At 37.1% G+C, this 16142-nt stretch carries 13 protein-coding genes; 4 read left to right on the plus strand and 9 right to left on the minus strand.

The genetic code is table 11. The features are described from left to right. Positions 1-49: 49 nt before the first annotated feature. Positions 50-3004, minus strand: coding sequence for a tandem-95 repeat protein (locus H0U71_08175; GenBank protein MBA2655021.1), 2955 nt, complete (start codon positions 3002-3004; stop codon positions 50-52). Between the two features lie 732 nt (positions 3005-3736). Continuing rightward, positions 3737-4435, minus strand: a complete 699-nt coding sequence (locus H0U71_08180) for a DUF2490 domain-containing protein (GenBank protein ID MBA2655022.1) — start codon at positions 4433-4435, stop codon at positions 3737-3739. A 353-nt stretch (positions 4436-4788) separates the two neighbouring features. Here H0U71_08180 and H0U71_08185 point away from each other — a divergent pair, with 353 nt between their 5' ends. Both H0U71_08185 and H0U71_08190 read left to right on the plus strand, forming a co-directional pair. Continuing rightward, entirely contained in the window at positions 4789-5388 is a 600-nt protein-coding gene (locus tag H0U71_08185) for a short chain dehydrogenase (protein MBA2655023.1), read from the plus strand. A 269-nt stretch (positions 5389-5657) separates the two neighbouring features. Then, positions 5658-6524: an outer membrane beta-barrel protein gene (locus H0U71_08190; protein ID MBA2655024.1), complete on the plus strand. Its 867-nt coding sequence runs from the start codon at positions 5658-5660 to the stop codon at positions 6522-6524. 203 nt (positions 6525-6727) lie between these two features. Here H0U71_08190 and H0U71_08195 read toward each other — a convergent pair whose 3' ends face one another. Beyond that, positions 6728-8080 (minus strand): MATE family efflux transporter, encoded by a 1353-nt coding sequence (locus H0U71_08195; GenBank protein MBA2655025.1) that lies wholly within the window; start codon positions 8078-8080, stop codon positions 6728-6730. Between the two features lie 262 nt (positions 8081-8342). Here H0U71_08195 and H0U71_08200 point away from each other — a divergent pair, with 262 nt between their 5' ends. Beyond that, complete coding sequence (locus tag H0U71_08200) at positions 8343-9335, plus strand: class I SAM-dependent methyltransferase (GenBank protein ID MBA2655026.1); 993 nt, start codon at positions 8343-8345, stop codon at positions 9333-9335. A gap of 177 nt (positions 9336-9512) precedes the next feature. On the opposite strand, the gene H0U71_08205 is transcribed toward H0U71_08200, so the two are convergent. Then, positions 9513-10451, minus strand: a complete 939-nt coding sequence (locus H0U71_08205; GenBank protein MBA2655027.1) for a LysR family transcriptional regulator — start codon at positions 10449-10451, stop codon at positions 9513-9515. Between the two features lie 134 nt (positions 10452-10585). Here H0U71_08205 and H0U71_08210 point away from each other — a divergent pair, with 134 nt between their 5' ends. Further along, positions 10586-11377, plus strand: a complete 792-nt coding sequence (locus tag H0U71_08210) for a hypothetical protein (protein ID MBA2655028.1) — start codon at positions 10586-10588, stop codon at positions 11375-11377. 86 nt (positions 11378-11463) lie between these two features. Here the strand turns inward: H0U71_08210 and H0U71_08215 are convergent, their stop codons facing one another. The 5 genes from H0U71_08215 to H0U71_08235 all read right to left on the minus strand — a co-directional run bounded on the left by H0U71_08215 (position 11464) and on the right by H0U71_08235 (position 15521). Then, positions 11464-12318, minus strand: a complete 855-nt coding sequence (locus tag H0U71_08215; protein ID MBA2655029.1) for a DUF2807 domain-containing protein — start codon at positions 12316-12318, stop codon at positions 11464-11466. Further along, the gene (locus H0U71_08220; GenBank protein MBA2655030.1) at positions 12315-12674 is read right to left on the minus strand and encodes a GntR family transcriptional regulator; all 360 of its coding nucleotides are present in this window, start codon (positions 12672-12674) and stop codon (positions 12315-12317) included. Before H0U71_08220 ends, H0U71_08215 begins: the two co-directional genes overlap by 4 nt. Next, positions 12674-13387, minus strand: coding sequence for a hypothetical protein (locus H0U71_08225; GenBank protein ID MBA2655031.1), 714 nt, complete (start codon positions 13385-13387; stop codon positions 12674-12676). Before H0U71_08225 ends, H0U71_08220 begins: the two co-directional genes overlap by 1 nt. Continuing rightward, positions 13384-14223, minus strand: a complete 840-nt coding sequence (locus tag H0U71_08230) for an ABC transporter ATP-binding protein (GenBank protein ID MBA2655032.1) — start codon at positions 14221-14223, stop codon at positions 13384-13386. The genes H0U71_08225 and H0U71_08230 overlap by 4 nt, the downstream gene beginning before the upstream one ends. A 260-nt stretch (positions 14224-14483) precedes the next feature. Continuing rightward, entirely contained in the window at positions 14484-15521 is a 1038-nt protein-coding gene (locus H0U71_08235) for a hypothetical protein (GenBank protein MBA2655033.1), read from the minus strand. Between the last annotated feature and the right edge of the window lie 621 nt (positions 15522-16142).

The raw sequence follows: 16142 nt of genomic DNA on the forward strand, positions 1-16142 counted from the left end.
TCGATGGTTATCCCTCACCCTTCCTTAATGGAAGGATGAGGGAATATGCCTATGCGTGATCAATGATTAATGTACTTAGGTCAACATTTGCATCAGCAAATGAAGCATATTTAATGTTACTCAAGGTATCGACTCCATCTCTACCCGCCACTGAATCGGTTACTGAAAATTTATTTTCAAACAAACCTTCAATACTATAGTCACTTAGGTTGCCACTAAAGACAGCGGTATCCTGGCTATCAGCGATCGATTCAGAGCCACCATTTAAAATATCATTACCGCCACCGCCGGTCAAAATGTCAGCACCGCCTTGTCCATAAAGTTCATTATCAGCACCATTACCGGTTAAAGTGTCGTCAAAATCAGATCCGATCAGGCCTTTAATGTTTTCTAGGTAATCCACTCCTGCGGATCCGGTGTCTTGCATAAAATTATCTCTGGTAGCGAAGTAATTATCTTCGTTCGCTGTTGGAGCCTGCCAATCGTATTGATTTTCAAGCGATACGGTCACTCCCCCATCTGCTGATTCATAGCTGGCGATATCGTATCCTTGATAACCATACAGTTGATCATTGCCTTCACCTCCTTCTAGGATATTTCTACCCCCATTCCCAACCAGGTAATCATCACCCCCGCCTCCTATGAGAACGTTATCACCATCATCACCCACCAAAAGATCATCAAAGTTAGATCCTTGGATGCCTTCTATACCATCTAAATAATGGCCACCCACGCCTTCGGTATCTTGCCATTGCCCTTGCTGATCAAGAAATATGGTAATTCCTTCCGGTGCTGACTCATAGCTCACTATGTCAAATCCCTCCCCACCAAAAATTTGGTCTTCACCACTTCCGGGGTTGATTATGTCATTGCCCGCGCCGCCATAAATGACGTTATCAGCAGCGTTACCAGTCAATGTGTCGTCAAAATCAGATCCGATCAGGCCTTTAATGTTTTCTAAGTAATCCACTCCTGCGGATCCGGTATCCTGCAAAAAGTTATCTCTGGTAGCGAAGTAATCATTTTCGTTCGCTGTAGGAGCTTGCCAATCGTATTGACTTGCAAGAGATACAGTCACCCCCCCAGAGGCTGATTCATAGCTGGCGATATCATATCCTTGATAACCATACAGTTGATCATTGCCTTCACCCCCTTCTAGGATATTTCGGCCACCACCCCCGACAAGGTAGTCATCTCCCCCGCCCCCTAAAAGAACATTATCGCCATCATCACCTACCAAAAGATCATCAAAGTTAGATCCTTGGATGCCTTCTATACCATCTAAATAGTGGCCACCCACGCCTTCGGTATCTTGCCATTGCCCTTGTTGATCAAGAAATAGGGTAATTCCTTCCGGTGCTGACTCATAGCTCACTATGTCAAATCCATCCCCACCAAAAATTTGGTCTTCGCCACTTCCCGGGTTGATAATGTCATCACCCGCGCCGCCATAAATGACGTTATCAGCAGCATTACCGGTCAAACTGTCGTTAAAATTAGACCCAATTATATTTTCGATACTGTTATAAGCTTGGATACCCGCTCCGGCAGTATCTTGTAGAGCATTATTTGCTAAATTTACGTTTACACCTGCATTTACTCGGCTGAAAGAAACTGTATCGGATCCTTCACCTCCAGAATAAAAATCTTGATCTCCTGATGTAGCAGAGCTTGCTATAAATGTATCATTTAGCGCCCCACCCAATATTTGATCAGACCCAGCGCCATCCTCGAATCCAACAGAATGATCGTAGCCGCTTAAGGTAGCAGCTTGTTGATCTTGAGGTAAAATGACAGTGTCATCACCGTCAAGAGCGTTATGGTATTGCTCGGTGTGATATTGCCCAGCAGTTATCGCGTTAAAATCTACAGTATCATTACCTTCGGTAAATAATGCGGGCAAAGGGACGACAGTTACTGTCACTGTTGCAGTTTCAAACCCACCATTGCCGTCTGATACTGAATAATTAAAAGTATCAGTGCCGCTAAAATTAGTGGCCGGCGTATAAAGTAAATTACCTTCAACTGATGAAATAGTACCGCCATTGGCACTTGCTGTATCAAAACTATTAATCGCTAAATTATCGCCATCGATGTCGGTATCATTGCCTAATGGATTAATGACTACCGAGCTATTTTCATTAACGGTAGCTAAATCATCCGCAGCGGTTGGCGCATCATTGACACCTGCCACATCAATTTTGATTGAGGCTGTATTATTACTCCAATCCTGACCATCACTTACTTGATAATTAAATTGAGTTAAATTATCACCATTGACGTTTTCAGACGGTGAAAACTGCAATTTACCCGCTACTATGTCTGAAGCTAGAACAGTTTGATTGGCTATTATGGCAGTACCGTTTAATAGCAATTGGCCTGCACTCGTATCGGGTAAACTTGTGAAACGAACCGCTGCCAATGCACTTCCAGCATCAGGGTCAGTAAAACCGAAATTTGCGGTATTAAAAGTATATGCTGCGTCTTCTAGGGAAACAGCATTAGCCCCTGCTGATGCAGTGGGAGCAGTATTAACATCATTGATTAAGGTAAAGGATAGGGTTTCAGTATTTTGAGAAGTAAGATTAAATCCAAAACTAGAAAAATCCATTGCTTGACCGCTTAACGTTTTTGCATTGAAGGAATTTTGTATAGCGGATAAATAGGAATCAGTGGAACTAAAGCCATGTGAATTAGCAAGTTGATTTAAAGTACTTACATTAAAAGTGATATTAAGAGTATCTGCTCCAGCACCACCATCATAATAATCTGTAGCGTTTAAGTTTTCGGTAACGTTATAAGCGAGAGTGTCCTTCCCTGCATCCCCATAAATAGTGTCATTACCTGAACCACCATCTAGAAAATCCGCGCCGTTGCCACCATTTATGGTGTCGTTCCCATTGCCTCCGTGTAGAGTATCGTTCCCAGCTTTACCATCGATTGTATCATTGCCAATGCCACCCAGAATGGTGTCATCTAAAGAAGTACCTACAAACTTAGCCATATTACACCCCGCAACTAAATAAACCCATTCTCTACTGACTATCCGTCACCATAAATAAGCTGAATCCATTAAGCAGTAAAACTTGAGCAACAGGTGTAATTATAGACTAATCATAAAATTTATTAATAATTTGTTAATAAAAAATAGTAAATAGATTGCTTGACACTGAATAAGGGGGTCGGAGGGTGAATTATCAGCACTATGGCTCCTTAAAAGCCCTATAAATAGTGTTCCATCGGAATCAAGGAACCCGGATTCCGCTGCGCTCCATCCAGGCTACATTATTGAATAGTCAAACATGTGTGTCCTTGATGCAATCAAGGGACCCGGATTCCGCTGACGCTGCATCCGGGCTACATTATTGAATAGCTCAAACATGTAGCCTTGATGCAATCAAGGTTCCTGGATTCCGCTGGCGCTGCAAGTTATTGAAAACAGGATTAGCTGTGATATGCTGTTTCCCGCTATATTAGTACTCAGATAAGGAAATCATGATGAGTAAGCCGTTAACCTTTGGAAGCTTGACCGGTTTAAGAGCCATAGCCGCCATCTAGTTTTTTTTCATCACTTTCCTTTCAGTCATCCTGTGATTTGCCATTTTTGTTTCCAAGGCTATATTGGAGTTTCTGGTGGTTCAATCAATCGGTGGAAGGCGGCGAATAAGTCAGCAGTCTTAAAAAATTGTGTAGTTAAATAATGAAGTTGTTTTGGCTGTCTTGAATGCCAGCAAAGTTATGGCGTTATATTTAAGTTTAAAGATAACACATGTTCTATTCTATCCCGCATAGGCCGCAAACTATATACATTCAAATAGCCAATTTGAAAGTTTGAATGCTTGTCGACAGGAATAAGAAATCCTACAAATATACGATTTTGATCAAAAAATTTATTGCTTGTCCAAACAGTGGTATTCAAATTAAAAAAAATTTCGTCATAAATGAGGGGGGTAATTTTTTTTTGTGGAAAGCTCAATATTAGCCTTTCTCGAAATCGATTTGACCATTCGGGTTGGTGATCATCTTTGCGCTGTTCGAATCTTGTTCTTGAGATTAAACTAAATTGGCAGATATTTATAGGCCCCCAGAGGAGTTGTTCCCAAATTCTATTTTGTCTGTTCCTAGGCGGATTTGGCAAAAACCCAGTATAACCAAGCCAGGCACTCAAAGTGGGTGTTAGTTTATAACCAAAACCCAGTTCGTTACGGAAATCAAAATACTCCCTCGGATCATTACTGTGCCGGGATTGCAAATTAAAATTATATAAATAATTTGATGATTTAAACTCACCGAGAACGTCAATGCCCGACCAAATACGCGCTTGGTGCTCTGTACTTCCAAAAATTGGAGAGCACAAAAATAGCATACAAGCACCACACAATAGATATCGTTTGGCTATTTTGCTCCCTCTTCGAGCACTGCCAGTCTCTCTCATCTTATCTCCATGTAGATGAAATTTAGGGGTCAAATACACGTATAATGTCAGAAGCCAATACATGTCAACATTTCTGTAAGAGCCCCTTTAAAGGCACCCTCCCGCGAGGGAAATCCTAAGTCGTCGTCTCACAATGCAGTATCATCGTCCACAATGCGCCAAGTCGTCGTCCCGCGATGCACCGAGTCGTCGTCCCGCGATTTATTCGCGGGATCCAGCCTCTGCGGTACGACAGCTTAGAAATGGCCAGTATTTCTGGAATAAAGACTAACAAATTGAATTTGAAAATTGCAATGTAATCAAGATCTATTATATTAAAGATGCATCATAGAATAATCCAAGCTGGAGAAAAAATGCGAATTTTAATTATCGGTGGTTCAGGAACAATTGGTCAAGCAGTAGCAAAGGAATTATCTCAACGTCATGAGATAATTATTGCAGGACGTCAGCATGGCGATGTAAGAGTTGATATAGTAGATCGAAAATCAATCGAAGCCATGTATGAATCTATTGGCAAGATAGATGCTGTCATTGCAACTACCGGTAGTGTTCATTTTGGTGAACTAGCAAAAATGACAGAGGAACAATTTGCTTTTGGGTTATCAAACAAATTGATGGGACAAGTAAATTTAGTTTCGGTCGGCTTAGAGTATATTAATGATTATGGCTCGTTCACGCTTACTAGCGGAATTTTAAACCGGGATCCTATTCGCTATGCTTCTTCAGCCGCAATGATTAATGGAGCTGTGGATGGTTTCGTCAAAAGTGCTGCCCTTGAAATGCCCAGAGGAATTCGGATCAACGCAGTAAGTCCAACCGTTTTGGCGGAATCAATGGAAAAATATGGCAATTATTTCCATGGTTTCATGCCAGTAAGCGCATCACAGGTGGCTCTAGCTTATATTAAAAGTGTTGAAGGGGCACAAACCGGAAATGTATATTGCGTGGGTTAGTTAATAAGAAACTATTCGCATTGAAATTACAACCTCACAAGAGAATATCAATAATAGTTTTTTAATGCCAAACAGACGACAAAAATATCGACATTAAAAAATATAATTACTACACTTTTTTTATTTTCATATGCATATTGGGTGAATTAAAATGGCACATCCATAACAGTCCATCTCTCTCAGAAAACTATTTATAGCTAATAAAATTAAATATATATATCCTAATCGATACTCGTATTATCAAATTTTTTATAGGGAGATATATATTCATGACTAGGAGCTCAACTAATCCTCAAAGTGCATTTAGCTTACGAGGTAAACTTAAATACTTGCTTTCTTTTGGTTTATTATTAGCGTTATCTTCTGAGTCATTGGGAGAGCCGCGGTATCAATGCGGAGCAGGATGCCCGGGACGGTTTTACCTAGGCGTTTTTGGTGGGACAGGTAAATCTGATAGTGATCATTTCACGCAGCGAGGTGTAGCCCTCTTTCCCGATATTATTGGTGGCCCGTTAATTATTGATGGTGCTGGAAATTCAGATCATTACTCAACACCAACCTACGGTATTCATGTCGGCTATGAATATTTAGGACTATTTAATTGTCATAACAGTTGGAATTTATTTCCCGCAGCTGAACTTGAGGGATTTTCTCTTCGGGGAACTCAGAAAGGATTCTTAGCTAATCCATCAGCCCGTTTACCTGAGCATAATTTCCTGGATACTCTACCCATGCGCTCAAAATTTCTTTTTGCCAACGCTGTTTTTGCAGTTGAAACACCTTTAGCCCGCACTGTACAGCCCTATGTAGGTGTTGGTATCGGCATGGCGAGACAATCCATTTCAGGAGCTGACTCATTGCAATTAGATCCACCAGAACCTGGTGTCAATCATTTTAACTCAGACCCAGATGACTCCGACGATGCTGTTTCTGTGCAAGGTAAGGTTGGCCTGCGCTTCGCGCCGTTTTGTCATGCACGCTTTTTTGTAGAGTATCGCTTGGTACATCTCGCTTCGACAAATTATGTCTTTGGTCCAACCGAATATCCCACGCATGCTGAAACAAGCGATTGGAATGTTAAACTGAATGATGTCAACTACCATTTGTTCACCCTGGGTATTGATTTACTTACCTAATGCAAATACTTGTTACTTCAAAAGCAGAGTATGAATAAATTGTAATTACTCATGCTGTATAATGAAATTGTGTCACTAATATTCGTTTTTATACAACGAGTGCTAGTGACACATACATGCACCTGTTCAACCTATTAGACTAGATGGGTAAATTACTTTTAACGTAACTACTCGCACCCAAAGTGATTCGTTGGCTAGGACGTTTAGGGGCGAGTAGTGATCCTTTTAATCTTATATTGAAACCGGATAATTAAAATAATGACACCCATTATGGCCGCCGCCACCATTGCCCACCAAAGACCTTGACCACCATAATGAAGCCGAATTGCAGCATAGTAACCAATAGGTAATGCAACTCCCCAGAATGTAATGATAGAGACCACTAAGGTAAAAAAAGTATCTCTTAAGCCTCTTAATGAACCAAAAAGAGCAATTCTCGCTGCTTCTATAATTTGAAAGACAGCAGCAATAGCAAAAAAATGTTTAGCCAGTGTTATTACATTAGAATTATTGGGGTCGCGAATATCCAAATCAATTGATATTAGCTTTTCTGGGAAAAACCAATAAGAGATAGCCACGATAAGCATGAAAAAAACAGCTATACCCATTCCAAATAAATTTGTTTTTTCTATATCTGCCGCTTGGTTGGTCCCAAGCTGGTGCCCTATTCTTATAGTTATTGCTTGCGCTACAGCAAAAATAACCGTTATTAATGCCCCTAGATACTGCAGAATGATTTGATTAGCCGCTAATGTTTGGTAACCAATATTTCCCATTAAAAGTGTTAGAGCAAAGTAAAATGTCACTTCAACACAATACATAAAGCCCATGGGTAACCCAACGTGCAATAGTTCAGACAAAAAAGAGGAGCGATTTAAATCAAAAAAATTGGTTAAATATATTCGGTGTTTAATAAATATAAATACCGCCAGTAAAATAAATTCAATCCAATTACTCATTGTCATGCCCCATCCCGCACCGGCAATACCCAAAGCGGGCAATCCCAATTTACCGAAAATTAAAAGATAGCTGCTAAAAATAGTAAAAGGGCTCGCAATCAGAGTGAATACAATAATAGGTCGAGTTTTGCCTAAACCTACTAGAAAATCGATGAGAACAACAGAGCAAAAATTAGGCAATAAGCTCCATGCTAAGGCACGCAAATAAGACTGTGACAGTGTTACTACCGTAGAATCTTGACCAAAGAATAGAAAAATTGGCGCAATATTCCAAAATAATAGAAAGGCTGGAAGGGTAAATAGGAGGGCTAGGAATAAACCATCCCGTAATACAGAAGAAATCCCCACCGTGTTTTTGGCCCCAAATTTATGGGAGACAAGGACGCTCACTGCAGTAAGAATGCCAAATATAATTGCTTCAATCGTTCCAAACAACCATGAAACCAAGGCACCAGCAGCTAACATTTGACATCCCAGGTGGGCAAGAAACAAAGTTTCAAAGAAAAAAACGCCGGATTGGGCCAAACCTATTAGAGCTAAAGGAAGCGCCAGCCTAATCAAAGGAAGAGTATAATTGCTTAATGTTCGTTCTGGCATGTTTCTCAGACTATATCTGTTTCCTAAAAAAGATGCAGCTGCGGGATTAGAACTGTAGGTAAATATTATATGCTGATAGGAACCACTTGGCTTAGCACCAGGAGAATCCTACCAAAATGGCAGACCTTAATTTCGCTTCACTGCATTAAGACCATGAAGTTACTACGATGCACACTACATCGCAACTTTTATGGTTGCCTGCTAAGGTAAATCGTTTTAAGATGCGCGAGTTCCCCTACTCCTAGCCTACAAGGAATTAAACGTGAGATTAATATTAGGAATATTTTTAAGTTCATTTTTAGCATTTAATATTTATGCTTCTCCTGTTGATCAATATTGGGGAGAACATACTGTCAATTCTCGCCCCTTTAAAACACCAGAAGAGTCGTTATGGTACCTGTCCTGGCGAAATGAACAATATCCCTTATTTACAAAGCTAATGTTTTCGGACTTAAAGGATAGCTACCAAGGAAAAGTTGTTCTCGATTACGGGTGTGGGCCTGGAAATGATATTGTTAATTTCTTGATTTATTCTAAAGCAAAAAAAATCATAGGAATTGATATTTCACAGCAGGCGTTAAGTTTAACAAAGCAGCGACTCGATCTACATCGTGGTCAAGGTTATGATGTTGAAAATAGAGTTCTGCTTGTAAAAGGAAAAGATGATGATAGTCACATTAATTTACCGAATAATAGTGTTGATACCATCATCAGTGTAGGCGTTTTACATCACACCTCCAATCCACAAAAAATACTCCAGGAGTTTAATCGTATTCTCAAACCTGGTGGTACAGTCAAGATAATGGTTTATAACCGTAATAGTATATTTACCCATTATTATGTGGGTTATCAAAAAATGGTGCTAAGCCAACCAATAGATGAAGTCATGATTAATGAAAAACAATTGCCCAAGAATCAACCAACGACGCAATCATTGGATGAGATTTTTAAGCAGTGCACTGACGGCAAAAATTGTCCTAAAGCGTTAGCATGGTCTCAAGAGAGTTTTTCAAATCTAGCAAAAAGTGCTGGATTTAATGTTGAATACATTGATGCTTATTTTGCTCAATTGGAATTAGATATTTATAAACAATATGGCCTAAATGGTCTTAAGAAAATTGCAGCAGCTAAAGAGCTAAACATTGAGAGCAAGAGCTTCTTATCCAATCTACAGGCTGGAGAAGACGGGCTACCAAAGTTTCACGACAAAAATGCAGGCATTGGTGCAATTTATGTTTTGTCAAAACCCAGGTAATTTTTTAAATAGCATCGATACTGTGTAAGTAGCGGCACATTTTTTTCTAGCAATGATCAATGGTAACTACTCGCACCTAGAAGCGGACGTCCTAGCCAACTAACCACTTTAGGTGCGAGTAGATACTTTCAATGTTAATATAAAAAAATTCAATTTCAGGTTGCTCTTTTAGAAAAATTAATTCGCCCCTGAAATGAAAGAATATATACCACGTATTTGAACATCAATAAAATCGAGTAAAAGCCGGGTACGTCTTGGAAGAGACTTTTGTTGAGGGTAAATAGCGAATAAATGATAATCACCCCAGTCATATTGGGATAAAACTGGGTAAAGCTTGTTCTGTTGTACTGCAGAAAGAACATTAAGCTCGGTAAACCGGCCTATCCCATTCCCCGCAATACATGCAGTTAAACTGCTTTCAATATCGTTACAATTAAAAGAAGGCGTTAATATCACAGACTTTTCTTTATTATTCTCACAGTATTTCCATTGGCTTTCAGAAGTGAAACGAACATTGTTGATGAAATTAATAATAGTATGTTCAGGTAAATGTTTTGTCTTTGTAGGTGTTCCCTTTTTTTGCAGATAAAGTGGGCTAGCATATAAACCAATTTTTTCTTTAAGGAGTAATTTCATTTGCATAGTGCTGTCTTTTAATTTCACATCCTCAACAAATCCCGCTCCCCTAATAATAAGGTCTACTTTATATTTTATAGGATCAATTTTTTTATTACTAAGAATTAAATTGGTATGGATATCTGGAAAATTATTCATAAACTCAACCAGCATGGGGGTTAAATATTTTCTACCAAAATATAATGGCGCACTAATATGTATCACTCCTTTAGGTTTTTTTGCAGAGGCTTGTATTAAACTCAACGCTGTATTTAATTCTTGATTAATTTTTAGAGCATGCTCCAAGAATAGTTCACCTTCTGGTGTTAAATGAATTTGACGGGTAGTACGTTTTATTAAAGTAACACCCAGCGTAGCTTCTAGTTGGGCAATACGTCTGCTGATGAGTCCATTAGAAAGACCCAGATGCTTGGCAGCATGACTGAAACCCCCTTGCTGAATTATTGCTACAAAAAGAGCAGAATCATCTAATATCCCCATTATCACCTCAATCTAAGCATGAAAAAACTGGTTCATTGTATCTAAAATGTAAACAATGTTATCACTAATTGACAATTGTTTACATAATTGAACTCATTTATAGTGGAAATACAAACTTAACTGAGGAATTAATTATGTTTTTTAAAAAATTTATGCCTGCAGGTGAACGAACCTCTTTATTACTTGGAGATTTATCATCAAACACAAATAACCTTAATTCTGAAATGCGAGGATATATTGATGGCCTGATAAAGGCGATAAATCATAGCAAAATGAAAAAAATGTTCCGTTTTGCAGTATTACCAACTCTACCAATGGTTGGCAGTATAATTTCAGGATTAGTAGGATACTTTCAGCACTCATCTGGACAAGCGGTGTCCCCTAATGACTTTAATAGTATTTATGATGATTATCATAATACAGAGTACTTAAATTTAAGTGATCCTCCACGATATGAAACTTGTTATGCTAGACACCCAATTTCGCCCAACTGTGAAGAGATACTTTCAATTAATGATTATTTGCCTGCGGGCGGTGTATGTATCGAGCTTTTCAATAAGCTTTATAGTATTTGCGAGACGTTATCTCTGGAAAACGACCTAACTGATGAACCAAATAATAACATTTCGCCACTGCCATACATGAGCATTGCACTGGCAGCCCTAGCGACCGGCATTCTGAGCTGGAATATCTATAGCTTAAAGAAGACCCCTTACGGTGCAGTTACGCTGTCTGGTATCAATGGTAATCCCGAGATCAAAAATATTTTACTGACCCTACAAGAAAAATATTCTATTAATACTGATGAGCATCGATCTGTATATGAAGTTCTCAATGAATTAAAAATTAAAGCATTAAACACAACTATCCACACAGATAATTTCAGTGACAGTGAGACTAAAATCACAATTATTAGTCGGACTTAATAATAATTTTGTTTTAGGCAAAAAAAGGTATCGATGTCCTGGCCCTATATATTAGTCAGACTTTAGTACTAATTAAAAATGGACTATTACTCGCCGCGCTTGGTAAGCAATAGTCCGTTTCTTTTCCCTATATTAATAGTTGGATTTCCGTAATAGTCTACCTCGGTTTTGCCAAGCGAAGTGGCAGAGAGCGTTTTCTTAGCTTGCACGATCATCTTTGAATCAAAAGAGAAATTACTTTCAATGATGAGGTTATTTACCATTAAATTTTTGGCAAGCACTAGAGAGTTTCCATAGTTCCAAATCACGAAATTGTCTGCGGTGCCTGACAGAATAATTTTAGTAGCCCCCAGTGACATTAATTGTATTTTTTCAGCTTTCTGAATATTTACATCCAATCGGGAATTTCCTGCTGTCACCAACTTCAAATAGGGATATGAACCCGATATCCTAGCAATATTATCACCTCGCATTTTAAGGATGAGGGAATCACTGATTATATTTTTAACATCGACGTGATTATTACCCGTTAGCATAATTCCATTCATGTTGGGCGTTGTCAGAACGATTTTAATTTTATTGAGAGGCGACACTGCGCTTCCATCCTGAAGACGTATTGTTAATACATTTTTATTACGTGAAAACTTTATGAATTTATAAACATCTTTATTGGCCACTACAGATAGCTGATTAAATTTCCCTGGTTCAACTATAAAATCAAACCTTCCATCCAAGTTAACAATATTTACATCAGATGAAAATCTCAAGACCCATTCAGATATTTTAGAGCTAGATTTAGCACTAATAGCTTGTAAATTTTGAGATATTTCGTTTTTGGAAAAATCGTCTTCATGCAAATATTTAAAAGCTACAAAAATAATTAATGGCACCAAAAATAAAGCAGTAATACCTATAAAGAACAGTTTGTTACTTTTTTTCATTTTTTCCTCATTTCATAATGCTCAACAATTTGATCAATTTCAATACCTAAAAGTTTCATGGATTTAAACATCTGAGGTAGATCTTGGAATATGAATTCATGCTTAACAATATTCACCGCGTGTTTAAGGGCTAAATTCGCGACAAAATAACCAATGCCTCTTTGAGTCTCAATGATATTTTTTTCTTCAAGATAGGCGTAAGCTCGCATAACAGTATTTGGGTTGACTTGAATGTCCACAGCCAATTCTCTAACCGATGGGATTTTTTTTCCTTCTAGCCAATTTTGTAACAAAATCTGCTCACAAACATAATCCGCGATTTGCAAATAGATTGCTTTCTTTTTTTCAAAATCCATTAAGGCAACTCAAATTCGTTAAGTTTAAGATATGTCATATACAGGCAAAAAGGTGCCAAAGAATAATAAACAAATAATTCAAAAAAATTAATTGAATGGATAAATGAGGGGAGCAAGACAGGCACAAAACAATTTTTGCAATACATAAGCCACGCGATGAATGCGACAAACGCTATTAAAGAAAAAATAATAACAGTTAAGAGCAAAAGCGTTTTTAAAACCACATACTTTCTAAATGTAATTGATCCCAAGAAAATTATGGGCTGAAGTGCCAAATAACTTAAGATGATAGGTAATAATTTATAATGAAAAAAATTCGCTTGATTTTGATTGTATGAGGAATTGTCTATAAGTGAATAGTCTAAAAGTGATAATCCAAGATATACAATCAGGGTAAATATGACATACATAATTGAACTCGCCAGCCATTTAGTAATCATTTTTTCAAGATTTGAGCCTGGAATCATTAAAAACAGTTGTGCTTTCTTTCTATCGTGTATGTCCTTAAATGAGGCTGCTGTTACTACTATGCCTCCGAAAAATAAAATAACGGAATACTCACTAAATGAATCCATTATAGCCAAAAAATAATTAATAATGTGGAATATAATGATAGCTGCTGTTACAACTAAAATGCCATTTCTATGCTGTTGTAGTTCAATTTTGTTTAAGAAGAATAGTCGTGAAATTGACAGGCCTTTTGCTTGATTCATTGTCTAGTCCCTAGGAGTTGTTTTAATTTTAATTTATTAGCTAGAACACCATTGAAAAAAAGTTCAAGATCAATATTAGTTTCTTCATTTGTTAAGTTTTGTCGCATTACTTTATACCCAGATAAATCATTTTCAAAATGCAGATAGTTTAAATGAGCAACTTCTGGATGGCGCTCAAAAGAAAGTTTATGCATAATTTCATTAATATCAGAATGAATCACAACTTCACCCGCATCCAGAATAATAATCGTATCAATTAATTTTTCAATATCATGTAGTTGATGTGTTGAGATAAGGAGCAATTGATTTTCTTGTATATTTTTAGCAACAAGTTTTCTAAATTGCACCTTACTGGGTATATCCAGGCCATTCGTTGGTTCATCTAAGATAAATAAAGGACACCGGGTGGCCAGGCCAAATGAAATCAGAATTTTCTTTTTTTCACCGTAAGATAAATCTGATAATAATTGAGTCTTTGATAACTGAAACTCGTCAAGCGTAGCTAAAAATAATAAATCATCAAAATTCGGATAGAAAACGGAATAAGCCTTATGAAATTGTGATACAGACATATTGGGCATGTATATTTCTTCAGGTAAATAATAAATTTGTCTGAGAAATTCAGGATTACGAGATGAAGGATCTTGGCCAAATACGCTACATTTTCCCGATTTAGGAAACAGAAGACCACAAATTAATTTAAGTAAGGTTGTTTTCCCTGCTCCATTTTTGCCTAGTAAACCGCAAATTGAGCCTTTTGCAATTGTTAAATCCACAGTTGACAAAACAATTTTATTTTTACGATATTCAAATCTCAATTCTTGGATAGTAATCATATGCCCTCTTTGTATATTAGTGTACTAGCCGTGTAATACACTCGCAATATGACGCATTAGCTTTAATTTGTCAATGCGATGCAGCCTATGTCATCGCCAAACATCCAAATTAACCAAGTAGCCTGGATGCAGCGCAGCGAAATCCGGGTTTTAATGACAGCTAGCGCATCAACAACCCGGATTTCGCTGCGCTGCATCCAGGCTACTTAGCTTTTTTACAATAATATAGTGATAGTTAAAGGCTATATTACTTGATTCTTTTAGAAATTAAAGTCAGGACTCGTTTGATTGTTGTTATTTTCATCTAAGTGATTAAATACAGTTCTGCATTCTTCAATTTGGTCAGGCAACATGAACCGCTCTAATTGAAGCTCTTTTAAATCAAATTTTGTGTGTTCCAAAGATCTAATGATAGCTTTCTTCAATCGATTTAGATCGTCGGAATAGATTTTATTGAAGATCGAAATTGTAGAATATGATGTGAAAAAGTTTTTCATAGTGGCTTCAGCATTTCCTAGATCAATTTCTTTTAGAGCAGAGGGAATACTAACTTCACTTAATATTATTAAATTGATTAGAAAGCAGATGAGTTTATTATCCACAGAATAGCATTTAATACATTGGTCATAGAGATAATTATTAATTATATTTCTCTGAGTTTCTAAATCAGGAATTCCACCTCCTATTTTAAGGAAAGTGTTTTCTAAATTTGCTCGCCCATTTAATAAGCGACACAATACCATCAATGATTCTAGAATAGGTTGTTCCCTTCTTTTTTTCTTAAAAAAATATAAATCAAAAGAGTTGGAAGTTGGAAGCGATTCACCGTCTACATACTTCTTAAAAGATGAAATATTTTCTAGTGCCTCAAGCAGGCTCATATTTGTAAATAAATTTTCGGCATATGTATTTAGAAAGTCGGCTATAACATCTTTTTGAGCCGAAGTAATAGTGGAAACTATCTTAGAATGTAAATAATAGGTATCTTCGGATTTTAGTATTATTGGCTCTATGACAGCTCGTTGATGAGCAGTCATTATATTATTATTAAATAGTTGATTAAAAAATGTTCTAAATTCTGTTCCATCAATCATTATATGATGTTGTTGAAAATATTCATGTAATTCTGCTGAACTACATTGGTTTAAAATATTTTCCTTAAAATATTTGACCGCATGCTCATTCTTGCAATCAGATAAAATGACTCTAATATTTGGACTGCCTCCATAGATATTTGGCTCGACAACATTGCTTAAAAAGATGGAAGATATTTGTTCGTTTTGTAAATCTATGAACATAGTGTTAATACTCCAAGAGATGTCAAAATAAAAATAATAAACTTTTATGATTTATTCTGTAATCAACGGCAGCGGCCAAGAGACAGGGGAATATAAATATTTTTTTACTTATGATAGACACTATAATTATTAATTAAATAATACTAATTAAACGGTATGAATTAAGTAATAAAACCTGAATGCTCAACCCCTCGATTTATATTTGTTAGAAAGCTTATCACTATTTGATTATATTTGAAAGTTTGAAGAAAAATAATATTTTTAAATTTAATTTTTAATATCGGTATAAATCGTTTATGTAAGGATCGCAAAGTTTAGTTTGGGTTGTAAAAATCCGAGATAAATTTTGCAGTATAGTTTTTTATTAAGAAGAGTACATAATTTCTGCAGATTTTTTTTAAATTCGGTAGCACTTCATTTCTTGATCATAAATTTTTGCCTCTTAGTCGTCGTACCGGGACATTCCACTATATCGTCCAGAAACATAACCCATATGTCATCTACGAAGTAGCTTCTATGTCAATGCCAAGTAGCCTGGATGCAGCGCAGCGAAATCCGGGTTTTTAATGGCAGCTAGCGCATCAACAACCCGGATTTCGCTGCGCTGCATCCAGGCTACTT

Source organism: Gammaproteobacteria bacterium, from assembly GCA_013697705.1.
Lineage (GTDB): Bacteria > Pseudomonadota > Gammaproteobacteria > UBA6002 > UBA6002 > UBA6002.

What these genes read in the sequence shown, in the direction of transcription:
- H0U71_08235 (MBA2655033.1), bottom strand. Translation starts at nt 15,521, where the DNA reads ATGTTCATAGATTTACAAAACGAACAAATATCTTCCATCTTTTTAAGC.
- H0U71_08185 (MBA2655023.1), top strand. Translation starts at nt 4,789, where the DNA reads ATGCGAATTTTAATTATCGGTGGTTCAGGAACAATTGGTCAAGCAGTA.
- H0U71_08180 (MBA2655022.1), bottom strand. Translation starts at nt 4,435, where the DNA reads ATGAGAGAGACTGGCAGTGCTCGAAGAGGGAGCAAAATAGCCAAACGA.
- H0U71_08215 (MBA2655029.1), bottom strand. Translation starts at nt 12,318, where the DNA reads ATGAAAAAAAGTAACAAACTGTTCTTTATAGGTATTACTGCTTTATTT.
- H0U71_08210 (MBA2655028.1), top strand. Translation starts at nt 10,586, where the DNA reads ATGTTTTTTAAAAAATTTATGCCTGCAGGTGAACGAACCTCTTTATTA.
- H0U71_08230 (MBA2655032.1), bottom strand. Translation starts at nt 14,223, where the DNA reads ATGATTACTATCCAAGAATTGAGATTTGAATATCGTAAAAATAAAATT.
- H0U71_08205 (MBA2655027.1), bottom strand. Translation starts at nt 10,451, where the DNA reads ATGGGGATATTAGATGATTCTGCTCTTTTTGTAGCAATAATTCAGCAA.
- H0U71_08195 (MBA2655025.1), bottom strand. Translation starts at nt 8,080, where the DNA reads ATGCCAGAACGAACATTAAGCAATTATACTCTTCCTTTGATTAGGCTG.
- H0U71_08175 (MBA2655021.1), bottom strand. Translation starts at nt 3,004, where the DNA reads ATGGCTAAGTTTGTAGGTACTTCTTTAGATGACACCATTCTGGGTGGC.
- H0U71_08225 (MBA2655031.1), bottom strand. Translation starts at nt 13,387, where the DNA reads ATGAATCAAGCAAAAGGCCTGTCAATTTCACGACTATTCTTCTTAAAC.
- H0U71_08220 (MBA2655030.1), bottom strand. Translation starts at nt 12,674, where the DNA reads ATGGATTTTGAAAAAAAGAAAGCAATCTATTTGCAAATCGCGGATTAT.
- H0U71_08190 (MBA2655024.1), top strand. Translation starts at nt 5,658, where the DNA reads ATGACTAGGAGCTCAACTAATCCTCAAAGTGCATTTAGCTTACGAGGT.